We start from the raw sequence: 25,201 nt of genomic DNA on the forward strand, positions 1-25,201 counted from the left end.
GGCGCCACCCGTCCTTCGAGGGAAGACCATGCAGGAAAAGATCGAAGCGCTCCGCAACCTCGCCGTCGCTCCGCAGGCGCTGTTCATAAACGGCATCTGGCAGGACCCGGCGGATGGCGCGGTGCTGGATGTCGTCTCGCCCATCGACGGGCGCAGGCTGACGACCATTGCGGATGCCGGCGCGGAGGATGTCGACCGGGCGGTGAAGGCCGCCCGTGTCGCCTTCGAAAGGGGCCGCTGGGCGAAGGCAGTGCCGGCCGAGCGCAAGCGGGTGCTGCTGAGGATCGCCGAGCTGATCGACAAACATGCCCTGGAGCTCGCCGTGCTCGGCGTGCGCGACAACGGCACCGAGATTTCCATGGCGCTGAAGGCCGAGCCCGGCAGCGCCGCCGGCACGTTCCGCTATTACGGCGAGGCGATCGACAAGGTCTATGGCGAGATCGCGCCGACGGCCGGCGACATCCTCGGCCTCGTCCACCGCGAGCCGGTCGGCGTCGTCGCTGCCATCGTGCCGTGGAATTTCCCGCTGATGATCGGCGCCTGGAAGATCGCCCCGGCGCTTGCCGCCGGCAATTCCGTCGTGCTGAAGCCGGCGGAGGCCGCATCGCTGACGCTGCTGCGCCTTGCCGAACTTTGCGCCGAGGCCGGGCTGCCGGAGGGCGTGCTGAACGTCGTGACCGGCCGTGGCGCGGTGGCCGGGGAGGCGATGGGCCTGCATCCGGATATCGACGTGCTGGTCTTCACCGGCTCGGGCCCCGTCGGCCGGCGCCTGCTCGAATATTCCGCGCGTTCCAACCTGAAGCGTGTCTATCTGGAGCTCGGCGGCAAGTCGCCGAACATCGTCTTCGCCGACGCGCCGGACCTCGACCGTGCGGCCAAGGTCTCGGCCTATGGCATCTTCCGCAATTCGGGGCAGGTCTGCGTGGCCGGCTCGCGGCTGCTCGTCGAGCGCTCCATCGCGGAGGAATTTTCGCAGAAGGTGGCCGAGATCGCCGCCGCGATGACGGTCGGCGATCCGCTGCTGTTGACCACCGAGGCAGGCGCCGTCTCCAGCGAGGCGCAGCTCGGCAAGAATCTCGATTTTGCCGAACAGGCGCTTTCCGAGGGCGCCAGGCTGCGCACCGGCGGCAAACGTGTCTTTGCCGAGACCGGCGGCTTCTACATGAAGCCCACCGTCTTCGACGTCACGCCGGACATGACGCTCGCCCGCGAGGAGGTTTTCGGGCCGATCCTCTCCATCATCCCCTTCGACAGCGAGGACGAGGCCTTGCGCATCGCCAATGGCACGGACTATGGCCTCGCCTCGGCCGTCTGGACCGCCAACCTGTCACGGGCGCACCGCATGGTGCGCGGCATCCGCGCCGGGGTCGTGCATGTCAACACCTATGGCGGGGCCGACAACACCGTGCCGCTCGGCGGCGTTCGCCAGTCCGGCAACGGGCACGACAAGTCCCTGCACGCGCTGGACAAATATCTCGACCTGAAGACGGCCTGGATCCAGCTCTAGGACCGATCGACATTCAGTCCATGCCGGTCTGCAAACGGCGCTTTTCCGCGCTTCCGGTGCTCACGTACGTTCAGTACGCTGCGCTCCGGGTCGCGGAAAACCACCATTTTCGCCACGGCCTGAACTGAATGTCGATCGGTCCTAGGCGTCTTCCAGCGAGCGGGCGATTTCGGTGATGACCGTGAAGGCGGTGTCTGCGTCGTCGCGGGTCATCTCGAACTGGCCGGCCTGGAAGCGGATGGCGATGCGGCCGTCGACGCGGGTCTGCGTCAGGTAGATACGGCCGTCGTCGTTGATGGCGTTGACGAGGGCGATATTGTGCCGGTCGGCCTCCGCGCCGCCCTTGTGGCGGAAGGAGAAGAGCGAGAGCACCGGCTCGCTGACGATCTCGAAATCCGGCTCGCCGGCAAGACGCTCCGCCAGTTCCCTCGACCAGGCGACATGATTGCGGATCATCGTGCGCAGCCCTTCGAGGCCGTGGTAGCGCAGCAGGAACCACAGTTTCAGCGCACGGAAGCGGCGGCCGAGCGGCACGGACCATTCGGAATAGTTGATGATGCCGTCATGGCCGTGCGTCTTCAGGTATTCCGGCTGGATGGCCAGCGTGCGCACCTGGTCTTCCGGGCTGCGGATGAACTGCACCGAGCAGTCGAAATTGGCGCCGAGCCATTTGTGCGGGTTGAAGACGATGGAATCGGCCGCCTCGACGCCTTCCCAGAGATTACGGAATTCCGGGCAGATCATGGCCGAGCCCGCCCAGGCGGCATCGACATGCAGGTAGAGGCCATGCGCCTTGGCCACTGCCGCCACATCGCGGATCGGGTCGCAGGCGCCGATGGAGGTGCCGCCGGTGCAGGCGATGATGCCGGCCGGGATATGGCCGGCGGCACGATCCGCGCGGATCGCGGCATCGAGCACCTCAGGGGCCATGCCGTTGAGGGGGCCCCTGGTCGGGATGCGCACGAGGTTCGCCTCGCCGATGCCGGCAATCCAGATCGCCCGGTCGATGGAGGTGTGCACCTGCTTCGACGCATAGACGCGCACCGCCCCGTGCGCCGCCAGCCCCTCGCTGTTGCCTTTCCAGCCGAGCGCCTTCTCGCGCATGACCAGCATGGCGGCGAGCGTCGCGGTAGAGGCGGAATCCTGGATGACGCCGGAAAAGCCCTCCGGCAGGCCGAGCGCCTGGCGCAGCCAGTCGACCACCCGCGTCTCGAGCTCGGTGGCGGCGGGCGAGGTCTGCCAGAGCATGCACTGGGCGGCGACGGAGGTGACGAGATAGTCGGCGATCACCGAAACGGGCGCGGCATTGGCCGGAAAATAGGCGAAGAAGCGCGGATGCTGCCAATGGGTGAGGCCATCGGGAATGATGCGCTCGAAATCCGCGAAGATCGCTTCCATCGCCTCGCCGTCTTCCGGGGGCGTACGGGCGATCTGCCGGGCGATATCGCCTGGCTTCGTCTGCGCCCGCACCGGCCGGTCACGCAGGCCCGCGCGGTAGTCTGCGCCCCAATCGGCGGCCGTTCGCGACCACTGGCGGAATTCTTCGCTGTCCATCTCTTGCTCCTGTCTGGCGCTACGCAGTTCTCGGTGTTCGTCCGTCGATTTGCAAGGCCCCTGAAGAGGTCCGCATCCCGAGCTTGCCGTGCGTGATTTCCGTGGCGTATCCGCGCGAACATATTTAACACGTTAATAGTGATTGGGTGCCTGTCAAGCCGGCGAAAGGGCATTGGCCGACGCGGCTGCGAGCGTCGCGGTTGCGGTGGTAAAACGTACTTGTCCGGTTCGTTATATGAACCAATGCTTCAAATATAGACTTGCAAACGGTTGTGCTTCCTGCCAAGTTAATTCGCATGTTAAGTATATGGGCCGCGACACCCGAGGAGCTGCTGCGGGCGGAGCCGGACTTGACGGGAGGAGAACGGAAATGCGCGTCGACGACATGGCCCGGATGCTGCGGGGGTCTTTGTCCACACCGGATATCGAGATGGAACTGACGCGGGCCGTGCCGGCCCGCTATCCTCCGGTGGGAGACCGGTTTTGCAGCGAGCCGGCATGTCGGGCCATGCGCGGGCCGGGTGCGCCTTCGGCGCAGGTCAGGCGCTTTGTCCCGCTGTTCATATCGAGGAGGAACGGTCGATGAGCGCGAACGCCCGTCTGCCCCATATTCTGGTGATCGGCACCGGCGATACCAAGAGCGAGGAGCTCCTGTTCATGGCCGATGTCATCGGCAAGGCCGGGGGCGTTCCCGTTCTGGTCGATGTCAGCGTGCTCGGCGACCCGCCCTATGTGCCGGACCATTCCAAGCGCGACATCGCCGCCGCGGCCGGCACCACCATGGAGGCGATCACCGGCAGCGGCGACGAGAACACCGCCATGGCGCTGATGGCAAAGGGCGCCGCGGCGCTGGTGCGCCGGCTTTCGGACGCGGGAGAGGTGGACGGCATGATCGCGCTCGGCGGCTCGCTCGGCACGGACCTCGCCCTCGACGTCGCCGCCGTGCTGCCGCTCGGCGTGCCGAAGTTCATCGTCTCCACCATCGCCTATTCCCATCTCCTGCCGCCGGAACGCATCGCGCCCGACCTGATGATGATCCTGTGGGCCGGCGGGCTCTACGGCCTCAACCCGATCTGCCGGGCGGTGCTGTCGCAGGCTTCGGGTGCGGTCGTGGGCGCAGCCAAGGCCGGCGAGCGGCCCGGCCGTCAGCGCCCGCTGGTCGGCATGACCTCGCTCGGCTCCTCCTGCCTCAGCTACATGAAGCTGCTCAAGCCGGAGCTGGAGCGGCGCGGCTATGATGTCGCCGTGTTCCATTCCACCGGCATGGGCGGGCGCGCCTATGAGGCGGTGGCGGCACAGCGGGGCTTTGCCGCCGTCTTCGATTTCTGCATCCAGGAAGTGACCAATGCGCAGAACGGCTCTGTCGCCGTCTCCGGGCCGGACCGTTTGGAAAATGCCGGCCGCGCCGGCATTCCGCAGATCGTCGCGCCCGGCGCGGTCGACATGGTGGACATGCCCGCCTGGCAGGAGACGCCGGATCGCTTCGCCGGCCGGCCCTATCATGCGCACAACCGGCTGATCGCCTCCGTCACCGTCTCGCCCGACGAGCGGCGCGCGGTCGCCCGCGTCGTCGCCGCCAAGCTGGAGGGGGCGAGCGCCCCCGTCGCCTTCCTGCTGCCGACAAAGGGCATCCAGGAATGGGACCGGGAGGGCGAGCCGCTGCACGAACCGGACGCGCTGGAGGCCTTCCTCGACGAGATGCGCCGTGCCGTGCCGGCCTCCGTCGCCTTCGAGGAGGTCGATGCGCATATCAACGCCCCGGACTTTGCCGCGAGAGCACTGGAAATCTTCGACCGCTGGGTGGCCGAAGGCATCGTCGAGAAAGGGCAGGCGGCATGACAGGAGCCAGGCGCGCATTGATCCTCGATTTCGGCGGCGTCGTCACCCGCACGCTGTTCGAAACGCATGACATCACCGAGCGGGCGCTCGGCCTGCCGGCCGGCACGCTGACCTGGCGCGGTCCCTTCGACCCGGCCAGCGACCCGCTCTGGGTATCGATGCAAGCGCGAAAAATCACCGAACGCGACTACTGGATGACGCGCACGCGGGAGGTCGGCGCGCTGCTCGGCGAGGACTGGACGGACATGAAGACCTTCGTGCAGCGGGCGCGCGGGGCGGATCCCGAACTCGTCCTGCGCCCCGAGGCGCGCGACGCGATCCTGAAAGCCAGGGCGGCCGGGCTGAAGCTCGCCATCCTCTCCAACGAGCTCGACCTCTTCTACGGCGAGAGCTTCCGCAAGCGCTTCCCGCTGATCGACCTCTTCGACGTCATCGTCGATGCGACCTATACGAAGATCCTGAAGCCCGATCCGCGCGCCTATGAACAGGTGCTGGCGGAACTCGCTCTCAGCCGTGCCGACTGCGTCTTCGTCGACGACCAGAAGAAGAACATCGAGGGCGCGGCGGCCGTCGGCCTTCCCCATGTGCATTTCGACGTGACCCGGCCTGCCGAAGGTTATGCGCAGGCGCTGACCATGCTTGGACTTTGAAAGGATATCCCATGCGCGATTCCAATTTCCTGATCGAGAACAATGCCCGTCATCTCTGGCATCCCATGGCGCATCCGGCTGAAATGCAGGCCAAGCCCCCGCGCATCATCAATGCGGGCGAGGGCGTTTCGGTGGTGGATATCCATGGCAAGACGGTGCTGGATGCCGTCGGCGGCCTGTGGAACGTCAATCTCGGCTATTCCTGCGAGCCGGTGAAGAAGGCGATCCGCGACCAGCTCGACGAGCTGCCCTATTACTCCACCTTCCGCGGCACCACCAATTCGCCGTTGATCGAACTGTCCTACGAGCTGGCCGAATTCTTCAGGGAGGACGGGCTCACCCGCGCCTTCTTCACCTCGGGCGGCTCGGATTCCGTCGAGACGGCGCTCCGGCTCGCCCGCCAGTTCCACAAGATCAACGGCCAGCCGGAGCGCACCAAGTTCGTGGCGCTGAAGAAGGGCTACCACGGCACGCATTTCGGCGGCGCCTCGGTCAATGGCAATGCCAATTTCCGCCGCAACTACGAGCCGCTGCTGCCCGGCGTCTTCCACCTTGCCGCGCCCTATCCCTATCGCAACCCCTTCAACACGGCCGATCCGGCGGAGATCGCCCAGGCGATCGCCCGCCAGTTCGAGGACGAGATCGCCTTCCAGGGCGCCGACACCATCGCCGCCTTCATCATGGAACCGGTGCTCGGCGCCGGCGGCGTCATCGTGCCGCACGAGACCTTCATGCCGCTGATGCGCGCGATCTGCGACAGGCACGGCATCCTCCTCATCGCCGACGAGGTCATCACCGCCTTCGGCCGCACCGGGGCCTGGACCGGCTCGCGCGGCTTTGGCGTCAAGCCCGACATGATGACCACCGCCAAGGCGATCACCAACGGCTACTTCCCCTTCGGCGCGGTGATGATCGCGGACAAGGTCGCCGATGCCTTTGAAGCCAACAGGGATTCCTTCGGCGCCATCGGCCATGGCTATACCTATTCCGGCCATCCGGTCGGCGCGGCGGCGGCGCTGGCGACGCTGAAGGAAACCGCCCGGATCGACACCGCCGCCAATGCTGCCGCGCGCGGCGCCGAGCTGATCGCCGGGCTGGAAGGCCTGAAGGCGAAGCACGAACTGGTCGGCGATGTGCGCGGCAAGGGGCTGATGGCCGCGCTGGAGCTCGTCTCCGACCGCCGGACGAAGAGCGCGGCTGCCAAGGACGTGGTGCAGAAGGTCTATGATGCCGCCTATGACGAGGGCGTGATGGTCCGCACGTCGGGCGCCAATGTCATCCTCTCGCCGCCGCTCGTCATCACGGCGGCCGATGTGCAGAAGATCGTCTCGGCGCTGGATGCGGGGCTGTCGGCAGCACGAGGGGTGTCGCCATGACCGATGTGCAGGCCCTGCGCGCCCGCCGCGAGCGGCTGCTCGGCCGCAACATGTCGCTCTTCTACGATGACCCGGTGCATCTGGTGAGGGGCGAGGGCGTCTGGCTGTGGGATGCGGACGGGCGACGGTATCTCGACTGCTACAACAATGTGCCGCATGTCGGCCATTGCCACCCGCGGGTGGTCGAGGCGATCTGCCGGCAGGCGTCGATGCTCAACACCCACACGCGCTACCTGCACGAGGGCATTCTCGACTATGTCGAGCGGCTGACGGCGACCTTCGACAGGAGCCTCGACACGGCGATCCTCACCTGCACCGGCAGCGAGGCCAACGACGTGGCCCTGCGCATGGCGCAGGCGGTGACCGGCCGGACGGGCGTTATTGCCACCGACTTCACCTATCACGGCAACACAACGGCGGTCTCGCAGCTCTCGACGCGCATGCCGCCGGTCGGCGGTTATGGTGGGCATGTACACCATGTGCCGGCGCCGGATGCCTATCGTCCGCTCGGCGGAGAGGGCGGTAAGGCCTTCGCCGAGGCCTGGGCTGCCACAGTGGAGGCGGCGATCGCCGCGCTGCAGGAAAGCCCGTTCGGTTTTTCCGCGCTGATCATCGACCCCTTCTTCGCCAATGAGGGTTTTCCGGACCTGCCGGAGGATTTCCTCGCGCCCGCCGTCGCGGCTGTCAGGAAGGCCGGAGGCCTTGTCATCTGCGACGAGGTGCAGCCCGGTTTCGGCCGCACCGGCACGCATTTCTGGGGGCATCAGAAGGCCGGCATCCTCCCCGATATCGTCACCCTCGGCAAGCCGATGGGCAACGGCCATCCGGTCGGCGGTGTCGTGGCGGCGTCCGAAACGCTGAATGTCTTCCGCAAGGCGTTCCGCTACTTCAACACCTTCGGCGGCAATCCGGTCTCCTGCGCGGCGGCCATGGCCGTTCTCGACGTGCTGGAGGAGCAGAAGCTGCAGGAGAACGCGCTTCATGTCGGCGCCTATGCCCGCGAGTGTCTGCGGAAGCTGGCGGACAAGCATACGCTGATCGGCAATGTGCGCGGCAGCGGCCTGTTCTTCGGCGCGGAGTTGGTGCTCGACCGGCGGGAAAAGACGCCCGCCTCGGACATCGCCACGCGGGTGATCAACGGCATGCGCGAGCGCGGCGTCTTGATGGGCAAGCTCGGCATCCACCAGAACGCCACCAAGATCCGCCCGCCCATGCCCTTCTCCCGGGAGAATGCCGACCTGATGCTGGCGGTGCTCGACGATGTGCTGAACGGGCTGTGACGCGATGGATGACATGATCGCAGCCCTGACGGCCCGCGCGGCGGGAGCCCTTGTCCATTGGAACCTGCCGGACCAGGTGCCCGAACTCTTGAAATACCGCGAGAACGCGGTCTTCAAGGTTCACCTGCGCGACGGCCGGCCGGCGGCCTTGCGGCTGCACCGCCCGGCCTATCATTCGCCGGCGGCGCTCGCCTCGGAACTCGTCTTCATGGCGGCGCTGCGTGAAAAGGACATCGCCGTGCCGCTGCCCATCGCCACGGCGGACGGCGGCCTGCTTGCCGCCTTGCCGTCCCCGGCGGCGGCCGAACGACACTATGCCGACCTGATCGACTGGATGGAGGGCGAGCCGCTCGGCGATACGGGCGCTCCGCTTCCCCGGGGCGGCCGGGATTTGCCGGCGCTCTTTCGCGCCATCGGCCGGGAGATGGCGCGCCTGCACGATGCGGCCGATGCCTTCGTGCGACCGGCCGGGTTCGAGCGCCCGGCCTGGGATGTCGAGGGGTTGCTGGGCGAAGCGCCCTTCTGGGGCCGGTTCTGGGATTGCCCGGTCATCACGCCGGTGCAGCGGGATGCCCTGGCGCGCCTGCGCGACCGCCTCCTGCCGCGGCTTTCGGCGCTGGCGCCGGGGCTGGACTACGGCCTGATCCATGCCGACCTGGTGCGCGAGAATGTCTTGGTGGCGGGAGGCGCCGTCGCCTTCATCGATTTCGACGATTGCGGCTTCGGCTTCCGGTTGTTCGACCTGGCGACTGCGCTGCTGCGCAACCGGCACGAACCCGATTATCCGCAATTGCGCGCGGCCCTGCTGGAGGGATATGCCGCCGTCCGGCCGCAGGCGGAAGCGGAATTCCAGCACCTGCCGCTGTTCCTGCTGCTGCGCGCGCTCACCTATATCGGCTGGGCGGCGGCGCGGCCGGAGCTTCCGGACAATCCCGCGCGCCTGCAGCGCTATCTTGGCGACACGGAGACGCTTGCGCGGGATCTCGGCCTTTGACGGCAGCCCGTCAGCGCGGATCGGCCTTGCGCACGGCCGTCGGCACGATGCCGAAGCGGCGGCGGAAGGCGGTGGCGAAATTGGCGGCGCTGGTATAGCCGGCGATGGCGCTCGCCTCCTGCACGGTGACGTCTTCCTGGTCGAGGGCGGCAAAGGCGCGCTCCAGCCGGATATTGCGCACATAGTCGAAGACGCTGCGGTTTTCCGCGACGCGGAACAGGCGTTGCAGGCCGCTCGCGCTGATGCCGGCCTCGCGCGCGATCGTTTCCACGCTCAGCGCCTCGGTGGCGCGGGCCGCGATGAAGTCCCGGGCGCGGCTGAGGCAGATCGCGTCCTGCCGGCTCAGGAGGGTGCCGCCCGCCCCGCGCCGGTCGGCCTGCAGCACCGCCGCCATCGTCTCCGCCACGAGTTCGACGGCGCGGCCTTCGAGATAGAGGTCGCGCAGTTCGGGAATGAGCGGTGAGGGGCTGAAGATCTGCCGCACCAGCTCCATCATGCGCGGCGTCAGCGTCCAACGGTGCTCGCTGAGGTGATCGCGCAGCAGCCGCGCGCCGCCCGTCGTATCCGCCACGGCTTCCAGCGCATCGCGGTGCAGCCATTCCGGCGTTGCGGAGACCACGAGATGGCGCAGGTGCTGGCCGCCGCGCGAGGCGCGTTCGAAATTTTCCGGGCAGGCATTCATGATCGCAACGCCGCGCACCGCGCTGCGGTCCGCCTGGAAGGCAAAGCGGCGGCCACCGATCGAAAGATCGACGCTGCCCTCCAGGAAGAAGATGCAGGAAAGCTCCTCCGGCAGGAGCGAGGTGGCCGTGAAGGCCCGCTCCTCGATCGCGTCGCTGACATGCAGGACGAGGCCGCGGCGCAGCTCCTTGTGCAGGAACTCGCCCTTCATCAGCGTGTCGTCGGGCGAAAGCCGGTCGTCGGGGCTGTCGAAGGCGATGCCCTCGTGGCGCAGGAAATCGCGCACGCGCACGCGGCCTCCCTTGCCCTCGTTTTCGGCGTTGCCAGGTGCGGCCGCCATCCCCTGTCCTTCACTGTTCCGGTCACCGGCATTGCGCAGGATGACCCGTTATTGGTGATCGAATTCCGGCACTGCGCGGAGATTTGCCGGTGCGCAAAGGCATCTGCGCGGTGCGCAAAGGTGCCGACATTGTCCGTCGTGCAAGTGTTGCCCTAGAGATAGCTTAACTTGATTTACGAGGTCAAGTTTAGGAAAAGGCTATCGGACGGTGGGACCGCGATCATGAGATTGGCAGAAGAGACGGTGATGGGAGCAACGGAGAGGGCAGGGCGCGCGATCTGGCGCAGGCGCCTGTGGCTGGCCGCGACCGCGGCGCTGGCGGGGCTTGCCGGCCCGGCACAGGCGCAGGAGGCCGGCGCAACGGCGCTCCAGACGATCACCGTCGAGGGCGGCGAGGACAACCCGAAGGGGCCGGACCAGGGCATCGTCGCAAAGCGCAGCCTCAGCGCCTCAAAGACGGACACGTCCCTGCTCGAAACGCCGCAGGCGGTCAGCGTCGTCACGCGCGACCAGATGGATGCGCAGGGCGTGAACACGGTCGCCGAGGCGCTGCGCTATACGCCGGGCGTGCATCCGGACCCGAACGGCTACGACATCCGCTACGACTGGCTCTATATCCGCGGCTTCAACGCTTATGGCACGATGTGGCTCGACGGGCTCATTCTGCCGGGCGACCCGAGCAACTATGCGACGCCGAGCGTCAATGCCTTCGCGCTGGAACGCATCGACGTCATCAAGGGGCCGGCCTCCGTGCTCTACGGCAGCACCGTGCCGGGCGGCCTCATCAACCAGGTGAGCAAGCGCCCGCAGGCGACGGCGCATAACGAGGCGGGCCTCCAGACCTCCTCGCATGGCGGCGTGCAGGCGACGCTCGACATGACCGGCCCGCTGACCGAGGACGGCGACTGGCTCTACCGCCTCGTCGCGCTTGGCAAGAACATGGGCAGCCAGGTCGACCGGGAACGGGAGAAGCAGTTGATGCTGGCGCCGAGCCTCACCTGGTCGCCCACCGACCAGACCACGCTCACGCTCTACGGCTATTACCAGAAGGACCGCCCGACCTTCAGCCCGCGCTTCTACCCCGCCGTCGGCACGCTGATCGACAATCCGACCGCCCGCGTGCCGCGCGACATCTATCTCGGCGATCCCAACGCGGATGTCTTCGACCGGGACTTCTACGCCCTCGGCTATGAATTCGAGCACGAGTTCAACGAAACCTTCACGGTGCGGCAGAACCTGCGCTACAGCCGCTCCGACCAGAACATGTTCCTCGTCCTCGTCAACCCGGCCTTCGCCTGGCAGCCGGACGGGCACACGCTCAACCGCGCCTCGGCGATCTCCGACGATTGGGTCTCGGCCTTCAATGTCGACACGCAGCTCGAAGCCCGCTTCGATACCGGCGCGCTCGACCACACGATGCTCTTCGGCCTCGATTACCTGAAGGCGATGTCCTCCACCAATTTCGGCAATGCCGTCGCCGGCGTGCCGCCGCTCGACCTCCTCGACCCGCGCTACGGCGAGGTGGACATCCCCGTGCCGGCCATCCAGCGCTCCGGCCTGCAGGAGCAGCAGCAGCTCGGCTTCTACATGCAGGACCAGATCCGCTACGACAACTGGGTGGGCACCTTCGGCCTGCGCTACGACCTGTCCGAGATCGACAGCACGAACCGCCTTGCCGGCACGCCGACCGTGACGACACGGGACCGGGAGCTGACCTGGCGCGCGGGCCTCACCTATCTCTTCGACAACGGCCTTGCGCCCTATGCCAGCTATGCCACCTCGTTCCTGCCGACGCTCGGCACGGACCGGGACGGCAATCCCTTCCGGGCGCAGACGGCCGAGCAGTATGAGATCGGCCTGAAATACGAGCCCCCGGGCGGCCGCGGCATGATCACCGCCTCGCTCTTCGACCTGACGCTCGACAACGCCCTGACGCCGGACCCGGCCGATATCCTGTTCGACGTGCAATCGGGCCGCCAGCGGGTGCGGGGCCTGGAGATCGAGGGCAAGTACGAGCTGACGCCGGAGCTCGACCTTCTCGCCGCCTATACCTATTCCCATTCGGAAGTGCTGAAGTCCAATAATCCCGTCGAACTCGGCCGTGAGGTGCTGCGCCTGCCCGAGCATCAGGGCAGCGTCTGGCTCAGCTATCGGCCGGCCTTCGCCGACGGGCTGACGCTCACCGCGGGCGTGCGGGCCATGTCCTCCTACCAGACGGACAGCACCTACAAGGCGGAGCTGCGCATTCCCGGCCGGGCGCTCGTCGATATCGGCGCGGAGTACGATTTCGGCGCCATCGACAAGGATTTTTCCGGCACGAAGCTTCGGGTCAACGTCACCAATCTGTTCGACAAGGAGTACGTCTCCCATTGCCTCAACAGCACCGGCGGAAGCTGCAACTACGGCGCGGGCCGCGCCATCACCGCGAGCCTGAAATATTCGTGGTGAGCGCCTCGCATCGAACCGGGACGAGGGGAGGGGGCGCCGGCTTTCCGGCGGCCCTCTGTCGGCTGTCGCTCCTGTTGCTGCTGGCGTTTCCGGCCTTCGCCTTGCCGGCGCGGGCCGAGATCCTGCTGTCGGATGCCGCCGGGCGCAGCGTGCGCCTTGCTGAGCCTGCGCGCCGCATCGTCACGAACGAAAGCCTGCTGCTCCTCTCGCTCGCCCTTGTCGATCCCGATCCCGTCGCGCGCATCGCCGGCTGGGCCGCGCCGCAGCGCATCGATCGCGGCATGTACGAGGCCTATCGCCGGCGCTTCCCTGATATTGACGCCGTTCCCACCGTCGGCGCCGTGCTGCCGGGGAAGACATCCGTCGAGGCGATCCTCTCGGTCAAGCCGGACCTTTTCGTCGTCTCCATCTGGGAGAGCGGCTGGACGGAGGCGGCCGCGACGCTGGGGGCGGCGGGCGTGCCCGTCCTCTTCCTCGATGGGCCGGTGAACGACGACAAGGGACCGGCGGAGACGACCGCCTTCTCCGTCACGCTGCTTGCCGCCGCCATTGGCCAGGAGGCGAAGGGCAGGGCGTTCGGCGATTTCCTGCGGGAACGCTACCGGCGCATCACGGAGCGCACGGCGAGGGCGAAGCCGGTTTCCGTGCTGGTCGATGCCCATGCGGGGGCCACCTGCTGCTCGACGCCCGGCAAGGGCAATCGCATGACGGACTATCTGCGGCTTGCGGGCGGTGAAAGCATCGGCGCGGATGTGCCGGGCTATGACGGCCAGCTCAGCCCGGAATTCGTGCTCGGCGCGGATCCCACGGTCTATATCGCCACCGGCGGTCCGCATCTTGCCGCCCAGGGCGGCCTCGTGCTTGGCGGCGATGTCGATGCCAAGAGCGCGCGAAAATCCTTCGCGGGTATTCTCGGCAAGGGCCTGCGCGACGGGCTGACGGCGGTGCAGCAAGGCCGGGCGCATGCGGTGTCGCACCAGCTGTCGATCTCGGTTCTCAACATCCTCGTCTTCGAATGTTTCGCGAAGTGGATGCACCCTGATCTCGTCGCGGATGTCGATCCCGCCAAGACGCTCGCCGAGATCAACGACCGTTTCCTGGCGGTGCCGCTGGAGGGCACCTTCTGGATCGACGCGCAATAGGAAAGAGACATGCACGCAAGACAGTACACCGCCCGGGCGCGGATCGCTCTGCGCAACCCCGCTCCCGTCATCGCGGAATTCTGCGACCACATGTTGGAGCATAACGCAGAAGTGAGCGAGGGGCCGACCGGCCCGCTGCTTCGGCTCGGGAGCATCCGCGCGCAGTTCTCGCGCGAGGGCGAGGCGACGCTGGTCGATGTCGCCGCGCCGGATCTCGAAGGGCTCTATCTCGCCCGTATGGCCGTCGCCTCGCATATCCTGGAATTTGCCGGCGACGATCCGCCGGCCATCACCTGGACGGGCGATGGCGAGGAGATCGTCCGCCCGCCGAACTTCCAGATCCTTCAGGTCGTCGCCTGCCGGACGCTGACACCGCACATGCGCCGCCTGACGCTGTCCGGCGAAAACGTCGCGCGGTTCGCCGGGCTCGACGCGCTGCACCTCAATCTCATGGTGCAGCGGCCGGAGGCGGGCGAGCCGCAATGGCCGCATGTCGGTGCGAACGGGGTGATCGCCTGGGAAAAGCCCGAGCTGCGCCCGCTGATGCGTAAATATACGGTGCGCTCCGTCGATCTGGCCGCCGGCACGCTCGATATCGATTTCGTGCTCCATGCGGATGCAGGTCCCGGCTCCGGCTTTGCGGCGGCCGCGGCGGTCGGCGACCGGGTCGGCGTGGTCGGCCCCGGCGGCGGCGGCCTCGTTGCGGCCGGCTGGTATCTTTTCGCCGGCGACGAGACGGCGCTGCCGGCCGTCGCCCGCATGTTGGAAAACCTGCCGGCGGGCGCACGCGGCCGGGTCTTCATCGAGGTCGCGGATGCCGGCGAGGTCCAGGCCCTTGCGCCGCCGCCCGCGATCGCCGTCGAATGGCTGTTCCGCGATGGCCGGCCGCCGGGCAGCACGAGCCTGCTGATCGATGCCGTGCGGTCCGTGGCATTCCCGATGGACGGCGAGGCCGTCTATGTCTGGGCGGGCTGCGAGTTCGAAGCGTTCCGGGCGATCCGCAGCTTCGCGCGGCAGGAAAGGCGCCTTTCCAACACCGAACACCTCGTCGTTTCCTACTGGCGTCGCGGGCGCGCGGAAGAGGACTGACGGACGCGCAACGGCGAATGAGGGTCGGCATCGGCCTTTCGCCCGCCGGCAGATGCTTGCCGGCGAGGAGGCGTGACGGTGCGTGGTCGATGAAGACCGGCGCTCCGGTTGCCGATGAATAGTTTTCTTTCGGAGATGATGATTCTCTAATATTTCTCCGTCGTGATCGGCTGCTATTCCGTATTTTTGGATTATTTTAGACGAAGTTCTTTCAATCGTTATATTCTATTGAATACAACGGCAATTGATGTTGCGCAAATATATACTTGATTAAAATAGAAAAGTTTAATTCACTTTATTTTCAGCGGGGCAATGCTAGTATTACGACAATGAATGGTATCGGAGGACGTATACCTTGTCTGAGGTCGCCCCGGAACAACTGACGCCGCAAAGGCCCGGATCGCGTCGGCGGCGGGAGCTCATCACGTTCTTTGTCCTTGCTTTCGGCATCTGGCCGATCGTCGCCGTCGGTGTCGTCGGCGGCTATGGTTTCCTCGTCTGGATGTTCCAGATCCTCTATGGCCCGCCGGGCCCGCCCGGGCATTGAGGGGAAGGTCATGGTGCAGCAGGCTCTCTCCAGGCGGACCTTTCTGAGCGGTGGCCGGCGCAGCGCCGCCGCCCGCATTCGCCCGCCCGGCATCGCGGAGGAAGGCCTTGCGGCCTGCACGGGCTGCGGGCAATGCGTGGAACACTGTCCGACCGGCGTCATCGCCCTTGTCGATGGGCTGCCCGCGCTCGATTTCTCCACGGCGGAATGCACCTTCTGCGGCGCCTGCGCGCAAAACTGTCCCGAGCCGGTGTTCGCCGATGGCGTCGCCGGCCGCTTCGATCATGTCGTCGCCATCGCGTCCTCCTGCCTGCCGTTCCAGGGTGTCGACTGTCAGGCCTGTCGGGATGCCTGTCCCACCGCGGCTATCCGCTTCCGGCCGGTGCGCGGCGGGCCGTTCGTGCCGGACCTCCTGGCGGAGGCTTGCACGGGCTGCGGCGCCTGCATCTCCGTCTGTCCCGTCGGCGCGGTTTCGACCGCGCCGCGAAACACGGAGGCCGCTTATGCCTGAACGGCGGCAACATCATATTTCCAGCGCTGTGATTGCCACGAAGCCGGGTGCGCTCGACAGCGTGCTGGCGGCGCTCGCGGGCTTCGACAATGTCGAGGTGCACGGCTGCGACAAGGGCAAGATCGTCGTCGTCATCGAGGGACCGAGCACCGGCGTGCTCGGGGATACGCTGATGCGCATCTCCGTCCTCGACGGCGTGATCGCGGCGAACATGGTTTTCGAACATGTTGAATTGGAAGAGGACGAGGTGCATGGGCAGCGAACTGACGCGGCGTGACATCCTAAAGGCCCAGGCGGCGGGCGTCGCAGCGGCGGCGGCGGGCATCGCGCTTCCCGCTGCCGCCCAGCCGGTTCCGGGCGGGGTGAGCGCGCTGGAGATCAAATGGGACAAGGCGCCCTGCCGCTTCTGCGGCACGGGCTGCGGCGTCATGGTGGGTGTCAAGGAGGGCAAGGTCGTCGCCACGCACGGCGACATGCAGGCCGAGGTCAACCGCGGCCTCAACTGCATCAAGGGCTATTTCCTCTCGAAGATCATGTACGGCTCCGACCGCCTGACGGCGCCGCTCCTGCGCAAGCGCAACGGCGTCTATGCCAAGGACGGCGAGTTCGAGCCGGTGACCTGGGAAGAAGCCTTCGACGTGATGGCCGAACAGGCCAAGAAGGTGCTGAAGGAAAAAGGGCCGACCGCCGTCGGCATGTTCGGCTCCGGCCAGTGGACGATCTTCGAGGGCTATGCCGCCACCAAGCTGATGCGCGCCGGCTTCCGCTCGAACAATCTCGACCCGAACGCCCGCCACTGCATGGCATCGGCCGCCGTCGCCTTCATGCGCACCTTTGGCATGGACGAGCCGATGGGCTGCTACGACGATTTCGAGCATGCCGACGCCTTCGTGCTCTGGGGCTCGAACATGGCGGAGATGCACCCGATCCTGTGGACGCGCATCGCCGACCGGCGGCTCGGCAACGAGCATGTGCGCGTGGCAGTGCTTTCCACCTTCACCCATCGCAGCATGGATCTCGCCGATATCCCGATGGTCTTCAAGCCGGGCACGGACCTCGTCATCCTCAACTACATCGCCAACCACATCATCCAGTCCGGCCGGGTGAACGAGGATTTCGTGCAGAGTCACACGAAGTTCGTGCGCGGCGTCACCGATATCGGCTATGGCCTCAGGCCGGACAATCCGGTGGAGGTGAATGCCGCCAATTCCGCCGATCCGGGCAAGACGGAGCCGATGGACTACGAGGCCTTCAAGGCCTTCGTCGCGGAATACACGCTGGAAAAGGCCGTCGAGATGACCGGTGTCGAGGCCGGCTTCCTCCGGCAGCTCGCCGAGCTCTATGCGGATCCCGGCCGCAAGGTCATGTCGCTCTGGACCATGGGCTTCAACCAGCATGTGCGCGGCGTCTGGGCGAACCAGATGGTCTATAACCTGCATCTCCTGACAGGCAAGATTTCCGAACCCGGCAACAGCCCCTTCTCGCTGACCGGCCAGCCGTCGGCCTGCGGCACGGCGCGCGAGGTCGGCACCTTCGCGCATCGCCTGCCCGCCGACATGGTGGTGACGAACCCGGAACACCGCAAGCATGCCGAGGAGATCTGGCGCGTGCCGCATGGCATCATTCCGGAAAAGCCCGGCTATCACGCCGTCCAGCAGGACCGCATGCTCCGGGACGGCAAGCTCAATTTCTACTGGGTGCAGGTCAACAACAACGTCCAGGCCGGCCCGAACACCTCGAACGAGACCTATCAGGGCTACCGCAATCCGGAAAACTTCATCGTCGTGTCGGATGCCTATCCGACGATTACGGCGATGAGCGCGGACCTCATCCTTCCCGCCGCCATGTGGGTGGAGAAGGAAGGTGCCTATGGCAATGCCGAGCGGCGCACCCATGTCTGGCACCAGCTTGTTCAGGCGCCGGGCGAGGCGCGGTCCGACCTCTGGCAGATGGTCGAATTCTCCAAGCGCTTCACGACGGACGAGGTGTGGCCTGCGGACATCCTCGCCGCCAACCCCGCCTACAAGGGCAAGACTCTCTACCAGGTACTGTTCGCCGAAAGCGACGTGGCGAAGTTCCCGATCAGCGAGGTCAGCCCGGACCACGCCAACAACGAGGCGCAGCATTTCGGCTTCTACCTGCAGAAGGGCCTCTTCGAGGAATATGCCGCCTTCGGCCGCGGCCATGGGCACGACCTTGCGCCCTATGACACCTATCACGAGGTGCGCGGCCTGCGCTGGCCGGTGGTCGACGGCAAGGAGACGCTGTGGCGCTACCGCGAAGGGTACGATCCCTATGTGAAGCCCGGCGAGGGCGTGAAGTTCTACGGCAATGCGGACGGCAAGGCCGCGATCATCGCCGTGCCCTACGAGCCGCCGGCCGAATCCCCTGACGACGAGTTCGACACCTGGCTGGTCACCGGCCGCGTGCTGGAGCACTGGCATTCCGGCTCGATGACCATGCGCGTCCCCGAGCTCTACAAGGCTTTCCCCGGCGCGCGCTGCTTCATGAATGCCGACGATGCGCGCAAGCGCGGCCTCAACCAGGGATCGGAGATCCGCATCATCTCGCGGCGCGGCGAGATCCGCTCGCGCGTCGAGACGCGCGGGCGCAACCGCATGCCGCCGGGCGTGATCTTCGTGCCGTGGTTCGATGCCAGCCAGCTCATCAACAAGGTCACGCTCGACGCCACCGACCCCATCTCGAAACAGACGGATTTCAAGAAATGCGCAGTCAAGATCGAACCCGTCGCCTGACCCCGAGCCCCGGATGGATTTTCGCCGCGATCGGCGTGGCGGTGCTTGCCACCGGCGCCATGGCGCAGATGGTGCCGCAGCTTTCCGGCCCGCAGGGCGACGCGATGCAGACCCTGCCGGCCGATCCCCTGCCGAAATGGGTCATCGACGACATCCGCCGCATGCGCGCCTATCCGGAACAGCCGCCCGTCATCCCGCACTCGATCGACGGCTACCAGCTGTCGGTCAACGCCAACCGCTGTCTTTCCTGCCACAAGCGTGAGTTCTCGCAGGATGCCGGCGCGCCGATGATCAGCATCACCCACTACATGACGCGCGAGGGCCAGATGCTCGCCGACGTCTCGCCGCGGCGCTATTTCTGCACCGCCTGTCATGTGCCGCAGGCCGATCACAAGCCGCTCGTCGAGAACACCTTCAAGGACATGAGCGAGATGGGCGTCACCAGGGCGGGAAGCGAGTGATGGTTGCGCGCATCAAGGCACTGATCGCCTGGGTCTGGACCATTCTGACCACGCCGGCGGCAACGCTCAGCCTCGCCTTCCTGACGCTCGGCGGCTTCGTCGGCGGCGTCATGTTCTGGGGCGCCTTCAACACCGCGCTGGAGCTGACGAACACGGAAAAATTCTGCACCTCGTGCCATGAGATGCGGGACAACGTCTACCAGGAGCTGACCAACACGGTGCATTTCACCAACCGCTCCGGCGTGCGCGCCTCCTGTCCGGATTGCCATGTGCCGCACGAATGGACCGACAAGATCGCCCGCAAGATGCAGGCCTCGAAGGAGGTCTGGGGCAAGATCTTCGGCACGATCAACACGCGCGAGAAATTCCTCGACCACCGGCTGGAGCTTGCCCAGCACGAATGGGCGCGGCTGAAGGCGAATGACAGCCTGGAATGCCGAAACTGCCACTCGGCCGTCGCGATGGACTTCACCAAGCAGACCCAGCGCGCGGCCGATATCCACGCGAAGTTCCTCCTGCCCGGCAAGGCGACCTGCATCGACTGCCACAAGGGCATCGCGCACGAACTGCCCAACATGGAGGGCATCGATCCCGGCTGGAAGATGCCGCGCGAACTGGAGGGCGAAACGCTTCCCGCGGCGTCCAACGGGGCGATCGAGGACCTGCGCAAGGCGGTGGCGAGCGCGCATGGAGCGGTGACGTTCTAAGCAATTCCAGCGAAAGTGCGAGGCGGTTTTAAGTCCGGAATTGCGATTCGAAGAAAAGCGGAAACGCTCCAACGCCCGTCGACATCCAGTTCATGCCGGCCCGTAACGGCATTCTCCGCGTTCCGGGCCGAAGATGCCGTTGCCAAGGCACGGCTGAACATCCGCGCTGCCAGGGATGACCCGATCCCTTACCGGCCGGCGCCCTCCAGCGTCTCGCTGACACGCTCCCAGGCCTTTTTCAGGTGGCGCCCGAGAACTTCGGACAGTCGGTCGGCATCGCGCGCCTCCAGCGCGGCGACCATTTCCTCGTGCTCGCCGACGGCGGCGGCCCATTTTTCGGGGCCTTCATGGCCGACGAAGCGGATGCGCTTCAGCCGGGTCTGCAGCATGCCGTGCACCTCGGCCAGCGCGGCATTGCCGGAAATGGCGACGATTCGCGTGTGGATCGCCTGGTTGAGCTTGTAATATTCCAGGCGGTCGCCCGCTTTGTAATGCCGGACCATGCGGTCGTGCAGGGCGCGGATTTCCGCGATCTCTTCGTCGCGCGCGCTGGCGCAGGCCAGCCTGCCCGCCAGTTCCTCCAGCGTTGCGAGGACGGAGAGCATGTCCTTGACGTCCTTCGCCCCGAAGCGCTTCACGGCGGCGCCGCGGCTGGGAACGAGCTCGACCAGGCCTTCGCTCGCCAGATATTTGATGGCCTCGCGCAGGGGGGTGCGCGAAACGCCGAGCATCTGGCCGAGCTGGCCTTCGTTGAGGCGCGTTCCCGGCGACAGGTGCCCTTCGATGATCATGTCGCGCAGGCGGCCGACGAGCGTGTCGTGCAGCGCCGTGCGGCGGATCGGTTCCGGCAGGCTGCTTTCCGGGAGCCCCAAGCTTCTGATCTCATCCATGTCTTTGATCTTGCGTCTTTCAGGTCCGGCCCGAGGGCGCCGGCCGCGTTGGCGATTTGGTGCGAGCATGGAGAGGCCGGAGGGCGGCGTCAATAAAAAATGCTGCATACAGAATACAAAAGACTTGATGCAGAATTTTGTATGCCGTATGAAAGCTGCATACAGAATGCAGCGGAGGAGCTTCATCATGACCGAGAGCGCAAAAGACGCGCGTCCCGTTATCGCGCTCGCCATGGGCGACCCGGCCGGCATCAGCCCCGAGCTGACCGCCCGCATCATCGCGCTCGACGACGTCAAGGCGGCGGCCCATCTCGTGGTGATCGGCGATCGCCGCATTCTCGACGAGGGCGCGAAGGCGGCCGGCCTCGACCTTAACCTGGAGGCCGCAACGCTCGAGACCTTCGGTGCGGCGAGCGGTGAGCGCCATGTCTTCATCGACCTTGCCCATCTCGACCCGGCGGACGTGGTGCGCGGTGAGGCGACGCTTGCCGGCGGTACCTTCGCGACGACCAATTTCCGCACCGCGCTGCAGCTTGCCGATCAGGGCAAGGCCGGGGCCGTCTGCTTCACGCCCTTCAACAAGAAGGCCATGCGCTACGCCTATCCGGGCTATGACGACGAGATCCGCTTCGTCGCCGATGTCATCGGCTTCACCGGTAAGGTCCGCGAGTTCAACGTGCTGGAAAAGGTCTGGAATGCGCGCGTAACCTCGCACATTCCGCTGAAGGACGTGGCGGCGGCGCTTTCGGTCGAGGCGATCCTCGCCGAGATCGAACTCACCGCGGCCTGCCTGCGCAATGCCGGCTATGACAATCCGCGCATCGCCGTTGCCGGCCTCAACCCGCATGCCGGCGACGGCGGTTCCTTCGGCATGGAGGAGATCGACATCATCGAGCCTGCCGTTGCGGCGGCGAAGGCGCGCGGTTTCGATGTCGAGGGTCCGTTCCCGGCCGATACCGTCTTCCTGCGCGCCCTGAAGGACGGCTTCCAGGCGGTCATGACCATGTATCACGACCAGGGCCAGATCGCGATGAAGCTCATGGGCTTCGACAAGGGCGTCACCATGATGGGCGGCCTGCCGTTCCCGCTCTGCACGCCGGCCCACGGCACGGCCTATGACATTGCCGGCAAGGGCATTGCCGATGTCGGGGCAAGCCGCGAGGCGCTGCTTCTGGCCGCGCGCATGGCGAAAAAGGCCGCCGCGCTTTCAGCCGCCGCCTGACCTGTCGAATTTTTGAGGTATACCGGCACGGAGGAGGTTCGTGCCGGGATCATCCCAACGGAGGAGCAAGATGAAAAAGTCCCTTACCATTGCCTGCATCGTTGCGGCCGCATCGGGCGTCGCCCTGCCGGCCTTCGCCTTCGAGCCGGAGCGCCCGGTCGAATTCGTCGTCACGGCAGGCCCCGGCGGCGGCACGGATATCTTCGCCCGCACCATCCAGTCGATCATCGCCAAGTATGAGCTGATGAAGGCGCCGGTGGTGGTGACCAACAAGGGCAGCGCCGGCGGCGCGGAGGGCTTCGTCTATGCCGCGACCGCAAAGGGCGATGCCCACAAGCTGACCTTCGGCACGAACAACGCCTATCTGCTGCCGGTCCGCGCCAAGGTGCCCTACGCCGCCGCCGACCTGACGCCGGTCGCCGCGCTCGCCTCCGACGAATTCGTGCTCTGGGTCAACGGCAAGTCCGACATCAAGACAGCCGCCGATTTCGTCGAGAAGGCCAAGACGGCGCCGGGTACGCTGAAGGTCGCCGGCAGCCAGTCCAAGGACGTCGACCAGATCCTCACCTCGATGATCAACGAGGCGACCGGTGCCGACATCGGCTACGTTCCGTTCAAGAGCGGCGGCGAGGCGGCCGTGCAGCTTGCCGGCGACCACGTCGCGGCCAATGTCAACAATCCGAGCGAGAACCTTGGCCAGTGGCAGGCCGGCATGGTCAAGCCGGTCTGCGTCTTCAAGTCGGAAAAGCTGAAGAACGATGCGAAGGTGGCCGGCGACCAGGGCTGGGCCGACATCCCGACCTGCAAGGACAGCGGCATCGCCATCGACAACTACGCCATGCCCCGCACCGTCTGGCTTGCCGCCGGTGTCGAGCCCGAGGTCGTCAGCTTCTATGCGGATGTCCTGAAGAAGGTGTCCGAGACGCCGGAATGGCAGAAATATCTTGCCGACACCTCGCAGTCCGGCACCTATATGAGCGGCGCGGAGTTTGCGGATTTCATCAAGAAGGACGAGGCCGCCGTCAGTGCCGTGCTGAAGCGCGAAGGCTGGCTTGCGAACTGAACCTCCCAAGGTTCCGCGCGGATGCCCCACGGCATCCGCACCCCCTTTCGGAAAGGTCTGATCCATGCGTGAGAACAGCGCGAATGGGCTTTCCCGTTTCGCCATGGAAACGGGCGTCGCCCTCCTGACGGGCGCCTTCGGCATCGCCGTCGCCTACGGCTCGATCGAGGCCGGCGCAGGCTGGACGGAGATGGGGCCGGATGCCGGCTATTTCCCCTTCTATATCGGCCTGCTGATCATCTTCGGCAGCGCGATGAACCTCGTCTACGCTGTCGTCAAGCATCGCGGCAGCGGCGAGATCTTCGTCGACATGGCGCGCTTCAAGGTCGTGCTCGGCTTCCTGCTGCCGCTCGTCGCCTTTGCCGCGGTCTCCACCCTCGTCGGCCTCTATGTCGGCACCGCGCTCTACATCGCCGGAACGATGACCTTCCAGGGCAAGTACAAGTGGTGGGCCGGCCTTGCCGCGGGCATCGGCGTCGCCCTCTTCTTCTTCGTCATTTTCGAGATCGGCTTCAAGGTTCCGCTCCTGAAGGGTCCGGTCGAGGCCTTCTTCGGGATCTACTGATCGCGCGGGGGCGCCGGTCTTCGGAGGAAAGACATGGAAAATATCGGTCTTCTCATGGATGGCTTCGGCCATATCCTGAGCTTCAACCACATCCTGCTCATGATGCTCGGCGTCACGCTCGGCATCCTGGTGGGCGTGCTGCCTGGCCTTGGCGCGCCGAACGGCGTGTCGCTGCTCCTGCCGCTCACCTTCTCGATGGATCCGATCTCGGCCATCATCCTGCTCTCCTGCATGTATTGGGGTGCGCTCTTCGGCGGGTCGACGACCTCCATCCTCTTCAACATTCCGGGCGAGCCCTCTTCCGTCGCCACCACCTTCGACGGCTATCCGATGGCCAAGAAGGGCGAGGCGAGCCGGGCGCTGACGCTCGCCTTCGTCTCGGCCGGCCTCGGCGCGCTTGCCGGCGTCGTGATGATCACGCTGCTTTCCGGCTGGGTCGCCAATTTTGCGCTGCGCTTCTCCTCGCCGGAATATTTCGCCGTCTATTTCCTCGCCTTCGCGAGCTTCATCTCGATGGGCGCCCAGTCGCCGTTCAAGACGCTCGTCTCCATGATGATCGGCTTCGCGCTCGCCTCCGTCGGCATGGACACGATCTCGGGAAACCTGCGCCTGACCTTCGACATTCCCGAACTCATCAAGGGCGTCTCGTTCCTCATCGCCGTCATGGGCCTCTTCGGCATCGGCGAACTGCTGCTGACCACGGAGGAGGGGCTGCGCTTCGAGGGCATCAAGGCGCGCGTGAAGCTCGTCGAGATCGGCCGCACGCTGGTCGAGATGCCGCGCTACTGGTTCACCATCGCCCGCTCCACGCTGATCGGCATCTGGATGGGCATCACGCCCGCCGGCCCGACGGCGGCCTCCTTCATGAGCTACGGCGTGGCCCGCCGCTCGGCCCGCGACAAGTCGCAGTTCGGCAAGGGCGATCCGCGCGGCGTCGTCGCGCCGGAGACGGCCGACCATTCCGCCGGCACCTCCGCGTTGCTGCCCATGCTGGCGCTCGGCGTGCCGGGTTCGGCCACCGCGGCCGTCATGATGGGCGGCCTGATGATCTGGGGCCTCACGCCCGGTCCGACGCTCTTCACCGACCGGCCGGATTTCGTCTGGGGCCTGATCGCCTCCATGTATCTCGGCAACATCGTCGCCGTCGTGCTGGTGATCGCCACCGTGCCACTCTATGCCTCGATCCTGCGCGTGCCCTTCGCCATCATCGGGCCGATCATCGTCGCCATCATCCTGTCCGGCGCCTACCAGGTCGGCAATGCCGTCAGCGACATGTGGCTGGTGCTTCTCTTCGGCCTCCTCGGCTATGTCTTCAAGAAGCTCGATTACCCGCTTGCCCCGCTCGTGCTTGCCATGGTGCTCGGCGACAAGGCGGAGGATGCCTTCCGGCAGTCCATGCTCTTGTCCGGCGGCCAGCTTTCGGTCTTCTGGTCGAACGGGCTGGTGACGACGCTGATGCTGATCGGCCTTGCGCTGCTCTTCTCGCCGCTCGTCTTCTGGCTCCTCGGCATCTCGCGCCGCCGCCGGCTCGGCGTTCCCAAGTCCCCGCAGGACGGCACGCCGGCGGTCTGATCCGCCG

General features: G+C 66.2%; 23 protein-coding genes. 20 read left to right on the plus strand and 3 right to left on the minus strand.

The window, feature by feature from the left end; genetic code table 11:
- Positions 1–28: 28 nt before the first annotated feature.
- A complete protein-coding gene (locus shn_RS28125) occupies positions 29–1,507 on the plus strand; it encodes an aldehyde dehydrogenase (protein WP_064333839.1) in 1,479 nt (492 codons plus the stop codon).
- 141 nt (positions 1,508–1,648) lie between these two features.
- On the opposite strand, the gene shn_RS28130 is transcribed toward shn_RS28125, so the two are convergent.
- Positions 1,649–3,061, minus strand: coding sequence for a pyridoxal-dependent decarboxylase (locus shn_RS28130; RefSeq protein WP_064333840.1), 1,413 nt, complete (start codon positions 3,059–3,061; stop codon positions 1,649–1,651).
- 370 nt (positions 3,062–3,431) lie between these two features.
- On the opposite strand from shn_RS28130, the gene shn_RS28135 reads away from it, so the two are divergent.
- From shn_RS28135 to shn_RS28160, 6 genes are read left to right on the plus strand one after another with little or no spacing between them, the layout of a single operon-like run.
- On the plus strand, positions 3,432–3,647 hold the full coding sequence (locus tag shn_RS28135) for a hypothetical protein (RefSeq protein ID WP_064333841.1): 216 nt from the start codon (positions 3,432–3,434) through the stop codon (positions 3,645–3,647).
- Positions 3,644–4,900: a Tm-1-like ATP-binding domain-containing protein gene (locus shn_RS28140; RefSeq protein ID WP_064333842.1), complete on the plus strand. Its 1,257-nt coding sequence runs from the start codon at positions 3,644–3,646 to the stop codon at positions 4,898–4,900. The genes shn_RS28135 and shn_RS28140 overlap by 4 nt, the downstream gene beginning before the upstream one ends.
- On the plus strand, positions 4,897–5,550 hold the full coding sequence (locus shn_RS28145; RefSeq protein WP_064333843.1) for an HAD family hydrolase: 654 nt from the start codon (positions 4,897–4,899) through the stop codon (positions 5,548–5,550). The genes shn_RS28140 and shn_RS28145 overlap by 4 nt, the downstream gene beginning before the upstream one ends.
- Before the next feature lie 11 nt (positions 5,551–5,561).
- Positions 5,562–6,926: an aspartate aminotransferase family protein gene (locus shn_RS28150; protein WP_064333844.1), complete on the plus strand. Its 1,365-nt coding sequence runs from the start codon at positions 5,562–5,564 to the stop codon at positions 6,924–6,926.
- On the plus strand, positions 6,923–8,206 hold the full coding sequence (locus shn_RS28155) for an aspartate aminotransferase family protein (protein WP_064333845.1): 1,284 nt from the start codon (positions 6,923–6,925) through the stop codon (positions 8,204–8,206). Before shn_RS28150 ends, shn_RS28155 begins: the two co-directional genes overlap by 4 nt.
- A 4-nt stretch (positions 8,207–8,210) precedes the next feature.
- Positions 8,211–9,200 (plus strand): phosphotransferase enzyme family protein, encoded by a 990-nt coding sequence (locus tag shn_RS28160; protein WP_064333846.1) that lies wholly within the window; start codon positions 8,211–8,213, stop codon positions 9,198–9,200.
- A 10-nt stretch (positions 9,201–9,210) separates the two neighbouring features.
- Here shn_RS28160 and shn_RS28165 read toward each other — a convergent pair whose 3' ends face one another.
- Positions 9,211–10,221, minus strand: coding sequence for an AraC family transcriptional regulator (locus shn_RS28165; protein WP_064333847.1), 1,011 nt, complete (start codon positions 10,219–10,221; stop codon positions 9,211–9,213).
- A 222-nt stretch (positions 10,222–10,443) separates the two neighbouring features.
- Between shn_RS28165 and shn_RS28170 the strand changes: the two genes are divergently transcribed.
- The 9 genes from shn_RS28170 (at position 10,444) to shn_RS28210 (ending at position 19,882) form a co-directional block, all read left to right on the plus strand.
- A complete protein-coding gene (locus shn_RS28170; RefSeq protein WP_245337492.1) occupies positions 10,444–12,669 on the plus strand; it encodes a TonB-dependent siderophore receptor in 2,226 nt (741 codons plus the stop codon).
- A complete protein-coding gene (locus shn_RS28175) occupies positions 12,666–13,811 on the plus strand; it encodes an ABC transporter substrate-binding protein (RefSeq protein ID WP_245337493.1) in 1,146 nt (381 codons plus the stop codon). The genes shn_RS28170 and shn_RS28175 overlap by 4 nt, the downstream gene beginning before the upstream one ends.
- Before the next feature lie 9 nt (positions 13,812–13,820).
- Entirely contained in the window at positions 13,821–14,900 is a 1,080-nt protein-coding gene (locus shn_RS28180) for a siderophore-interacting protein (RefSeq protein WP_064333848.1), read from the plus strand.
- 379 nt (positions 14,901–15,279) lie between these two features.
- A complete protein-coding gene (napE, locus tag shn_RS28185) occupies positions 15,280–15,447 on the plus strand; it encodes a periplasmic nitrate reductase, NapE protein (protein WP_133034952.1) in 168 nt (55 codons plus the stop codon).
- Positions 15,448–15,457: 10 nt separating this feature from the next.
- Positions 15,458–15,958 (plus strand): ferredoxin-type protein NapF, encoded by a 501-nt coding sequence (gene napF, locus shn_RS28190; protein ID WP_064333850.1) that lies wholly within the window; start codon positions 15,458–15,460, stop codon positions 15,956–15,958.
- Entirely contained in the window at positions 15,951–16,235 is a 285-nt protein-coding gene (locus shn_RS28195) for a chaperone NapD (protein WP_064333851.1), read from the plus strand. Before napF ends, shn_RS28195 begins: the two co-directional genes overlap by 8 nt.
- On the plus strand, positions 16,210–18,714 hold the full coding sequence (napA, locus tag shn_RS28200) for a periplasmic nitrate reductase subunit alpha (protein WP_064333852.1): 2,505 nt from the start codon (positions 16,210–16,212) through the stop codon (positions 18,712–18,714). Before shn_RS28195 ends, napA begins: the two co-directional genes overlap by 26 nt.
- The gene (locus shn_RS28205; RefSeq protein WP_064333853.1) at positions 18,684–19,175 is read left to right on the plus strand and encodes a nitrate reductase cytochrome c-type subunit; all 492 of its coding nucleotides are present in this window, start codon (positions 18,684–18,686) and stop codon (positions 19,173–19,175) included. Before napA ends, shn_RS28205 begins: the two co-directional genes overlap by 31 nt.
- Entirely contained in the window at positions 19,175–19,882 is a 708-nt protein-coding gene (locus tag shn_RS28210; protein ID WP_064333854.1) for a cytochrome c3 family protein, read from the plus strand. The genes shn_RS28205 and shn_RS28210 overlap by 1 nt, the downstream gene beginning before the upstream one ends.
- A gap of 188 nt (positions 19,883–20,070) precedes the next feature.
- Here shn_RS28210 and shn_RS28215 read toward each other — a convergent pair whose 3' ends face one another.
- On the minus strand, positions 20,071–20,772 hold the full coding sequence (locus tag shn_RS28215) for a GntR family transcriptional regulator (protein WP_064333855.1): 702 nt from the start codon (positions 20,770–20,772) through the stop codon (positions 20,071–20,073).
- A 187-nt stretch (positions 20,773–20,959) separates the two neighbouring features.
- On the opposite strand from shn_RS28215, the gene shn_RS28220 reads away from it, so the two are divergent.
- The 4 genes from shn_RS28220 (at position 20,960) to shn_RS28235 (ending at position 25,194) form a co-directional block, all read left to right on the plus strand.
- Entirely contained in the window at positions 20,960–21,994 is a 1,035-nt protein-coding gene (locus tag shn_RS28220) for a 4-hydroxythreonine-4-phosphate dehydrogenase PdxA (RefSeq protein ID WP_064333856.1), read from the plus strand.
- Between the two features lie 70 nt (positions 21,995–22,064).
- Positions 22,065–23,057, plus strand: a complete 993-nt coding sequence (locus shn_RS28225; RefSeq protein ID WP_064333857.1) for a tripartite tricarboxylate transporter substrate binding protein — start codon at positions 22,065–22,067, stop codon at positions 23,055–23,057.
- Between the two features lie 64 nt (positions 23,058–23,121).
- On the plus strand, positions 23,122–23,622 hold the full coding sequence (locus shn_RS28230; protein ID WP_064333858.1) for a tripartite tricarboxylate transporter TctB family protein: 501 nt from the start codon (positions 23,122–23,124) through the stop codon (positions 23,620–23,622).
- Positions 23,623–23,655: 33 nt separating this feature from the next.
- Entirely contained in the window at positions 23,656–25,194 is a 1,539-nt protein-coding gene (locus shn_RS28235) for a tripartite tricarboxylate transporter permease (RefSeq protein WP_064333859.1), read from the plus strand.
- Positions 25,195–25,201 lie beyond the last annotated feature (7 nt).

It is taken from the genome of Shinella sp. HZN7 (genome assembly GCF_001652565.1).
Classification (GTDB): Bacteria; Pseudomonadota; Alphaproteobacteria; order Rhizobiales; family Rhizobiaceae; genus Shinella; species Shinella granuli.

Bases quoted from the DNA above. Each gene is read 5' to 3' on its own strand.
- shn_RS28125 (WP_064333839.1), top strand. From the start codon at position 29: ATGCAGGAAAAGATCGAAGCGCTCCGCAACCTCGCCGTCGCTCCGCAG.
- shn_RS28130 (WP_064333840.1), bottom strand. From the start codon at position 3,061: ATGGACAGCGAAGAATTCCGCCAGTGGTCGCGAACGGCCGCCGATTGG.
- shn_RS28135 (WP_064333841.1), top strand. From the start codon at position 3,432: ATGCGCGTCGACGACATGGCCCGGATGCTGCGGGGGTCTTTGTCCACA.
- shn_RS28140 (WP_064333842.1), top strand. From the start codon at position 3,644: ATGAGCGCGAACGCCCGTCTGCCCCATATTCTGGTGATCGGCACCGGC.
- shn_RS28145 (WP_064333843.1), top strand. From the start codon at position 4,897: ATGACAGGAGCCAGGCGCGCATTGATCCTCGATTTCGGCGGCGTCGTC.
- shn_RS28150 (WP_064333844.1), top strand. From the start codon at position 5,562: ATGCGCGATTCCAATTTCCTGATCGAGAACAATGCCCGTCATCTCTGG.
- shn_RS28155 (WP_064333845.1), top strand. From the start codon at position 6,923: ATGACCGATGTGCAGGCCCTGCGCGCCCGCCGCGAGCGGCTGCTCGGC.
- shn_RS28160 (WP_064333846.1), top strand. From the start codon at position 8,211: ATGGATGACATGATCGCAGCCCTGACGGCCCGCGCGGCGGGAGCCCTT.
- shn_RS28165 (WP_064333847.1), bottom strand. From the start codon at position 10,221: ATGGCGGCCGCACCTGGCAACGCCGAAAACGAGGGCAAGGGAGGCCGC.
- shn_RS28170 (WP_245337492.1), top strand. From the start codon at position 10,444: ATGAGATTGGCAGAAGAGACGGTGATGGGAGCAACGGAGAGGGCAGGG.
- shn_RS28180 (WP_064333848.1), top strand. From the start codon at position 13,821: ATGCACGCAAGACAGTACACCGCCCGGGCGCGGATCGCTCTGCGCAAC.
- napF (WP_064333850.1), top strand. From the start codon at position 15,458: ATGGTGCAGCAGGCTCTCTCCAGGCGGACCTTTCTGAGCGGTGGCCGG.
- shn_RS28195 (WP_064333851.1), top strand. From the start codon at position 15,951: ATGCCTGAACGGCGGCAACATCATATTTCCAGCGCTGTGATTGCCACG.
- napA (WP_064333852.1), top strand. From the start codon at position 16,210: ATGGGCAGCGAACTGACGCGGCGTGACATCCTAAAGGCCCAGGCGGCG.
- shn_RS28205 (WP_064333853.1), top strand. From the start codon at position 18,684: ATGCGCAGTCAAGATCGAACCCGTCGCCTGACCCCGAGCCCCGGATGG.
- shn_RS28210 (WP_064333854.1), top strand. From the start codon at position 19,175: ATGGTTGCGCGCATCAAGGCACTGATCGCCTGGGTCTGGACCATTCTG.
- shn_RS28215 (WP_064333855.1), bottom strand. From the start codon at position 20,772: ATGGATGAGATCAGAAGCTTGGGGCTCCCGGAAAGCAGCCTGCCGGAA.
- shn_RS28220 (WP_064333856.1), top strand. From the start codon at position 20,960: ATGACCGAGAGCGCAAAAGACGCGCGTCCCGTTATCGCGCTCGCCATG.
- shn_RS28225 (WP_064333857.1), top strand. From the start codon at position 22,065: ATGAAAAAGTCCCTTACCATTGCCTGCATCGTTGCGGCCGCATCGGGC.
- shn_RS28230 (WP_064333858.1), top strand. From the start codon at position 23,122: ATGCGTGAGAACAGCGCGAATGGGCTTTCCCGTTTCGCCATGGAAACG.
- shn_RS28235 (WP_064333859.1), top strand. From the start codon at position 23,656: ATGGAAAATATCGGTCTTCTCATGGATGGCTTCGGCCATATCCTGAGC.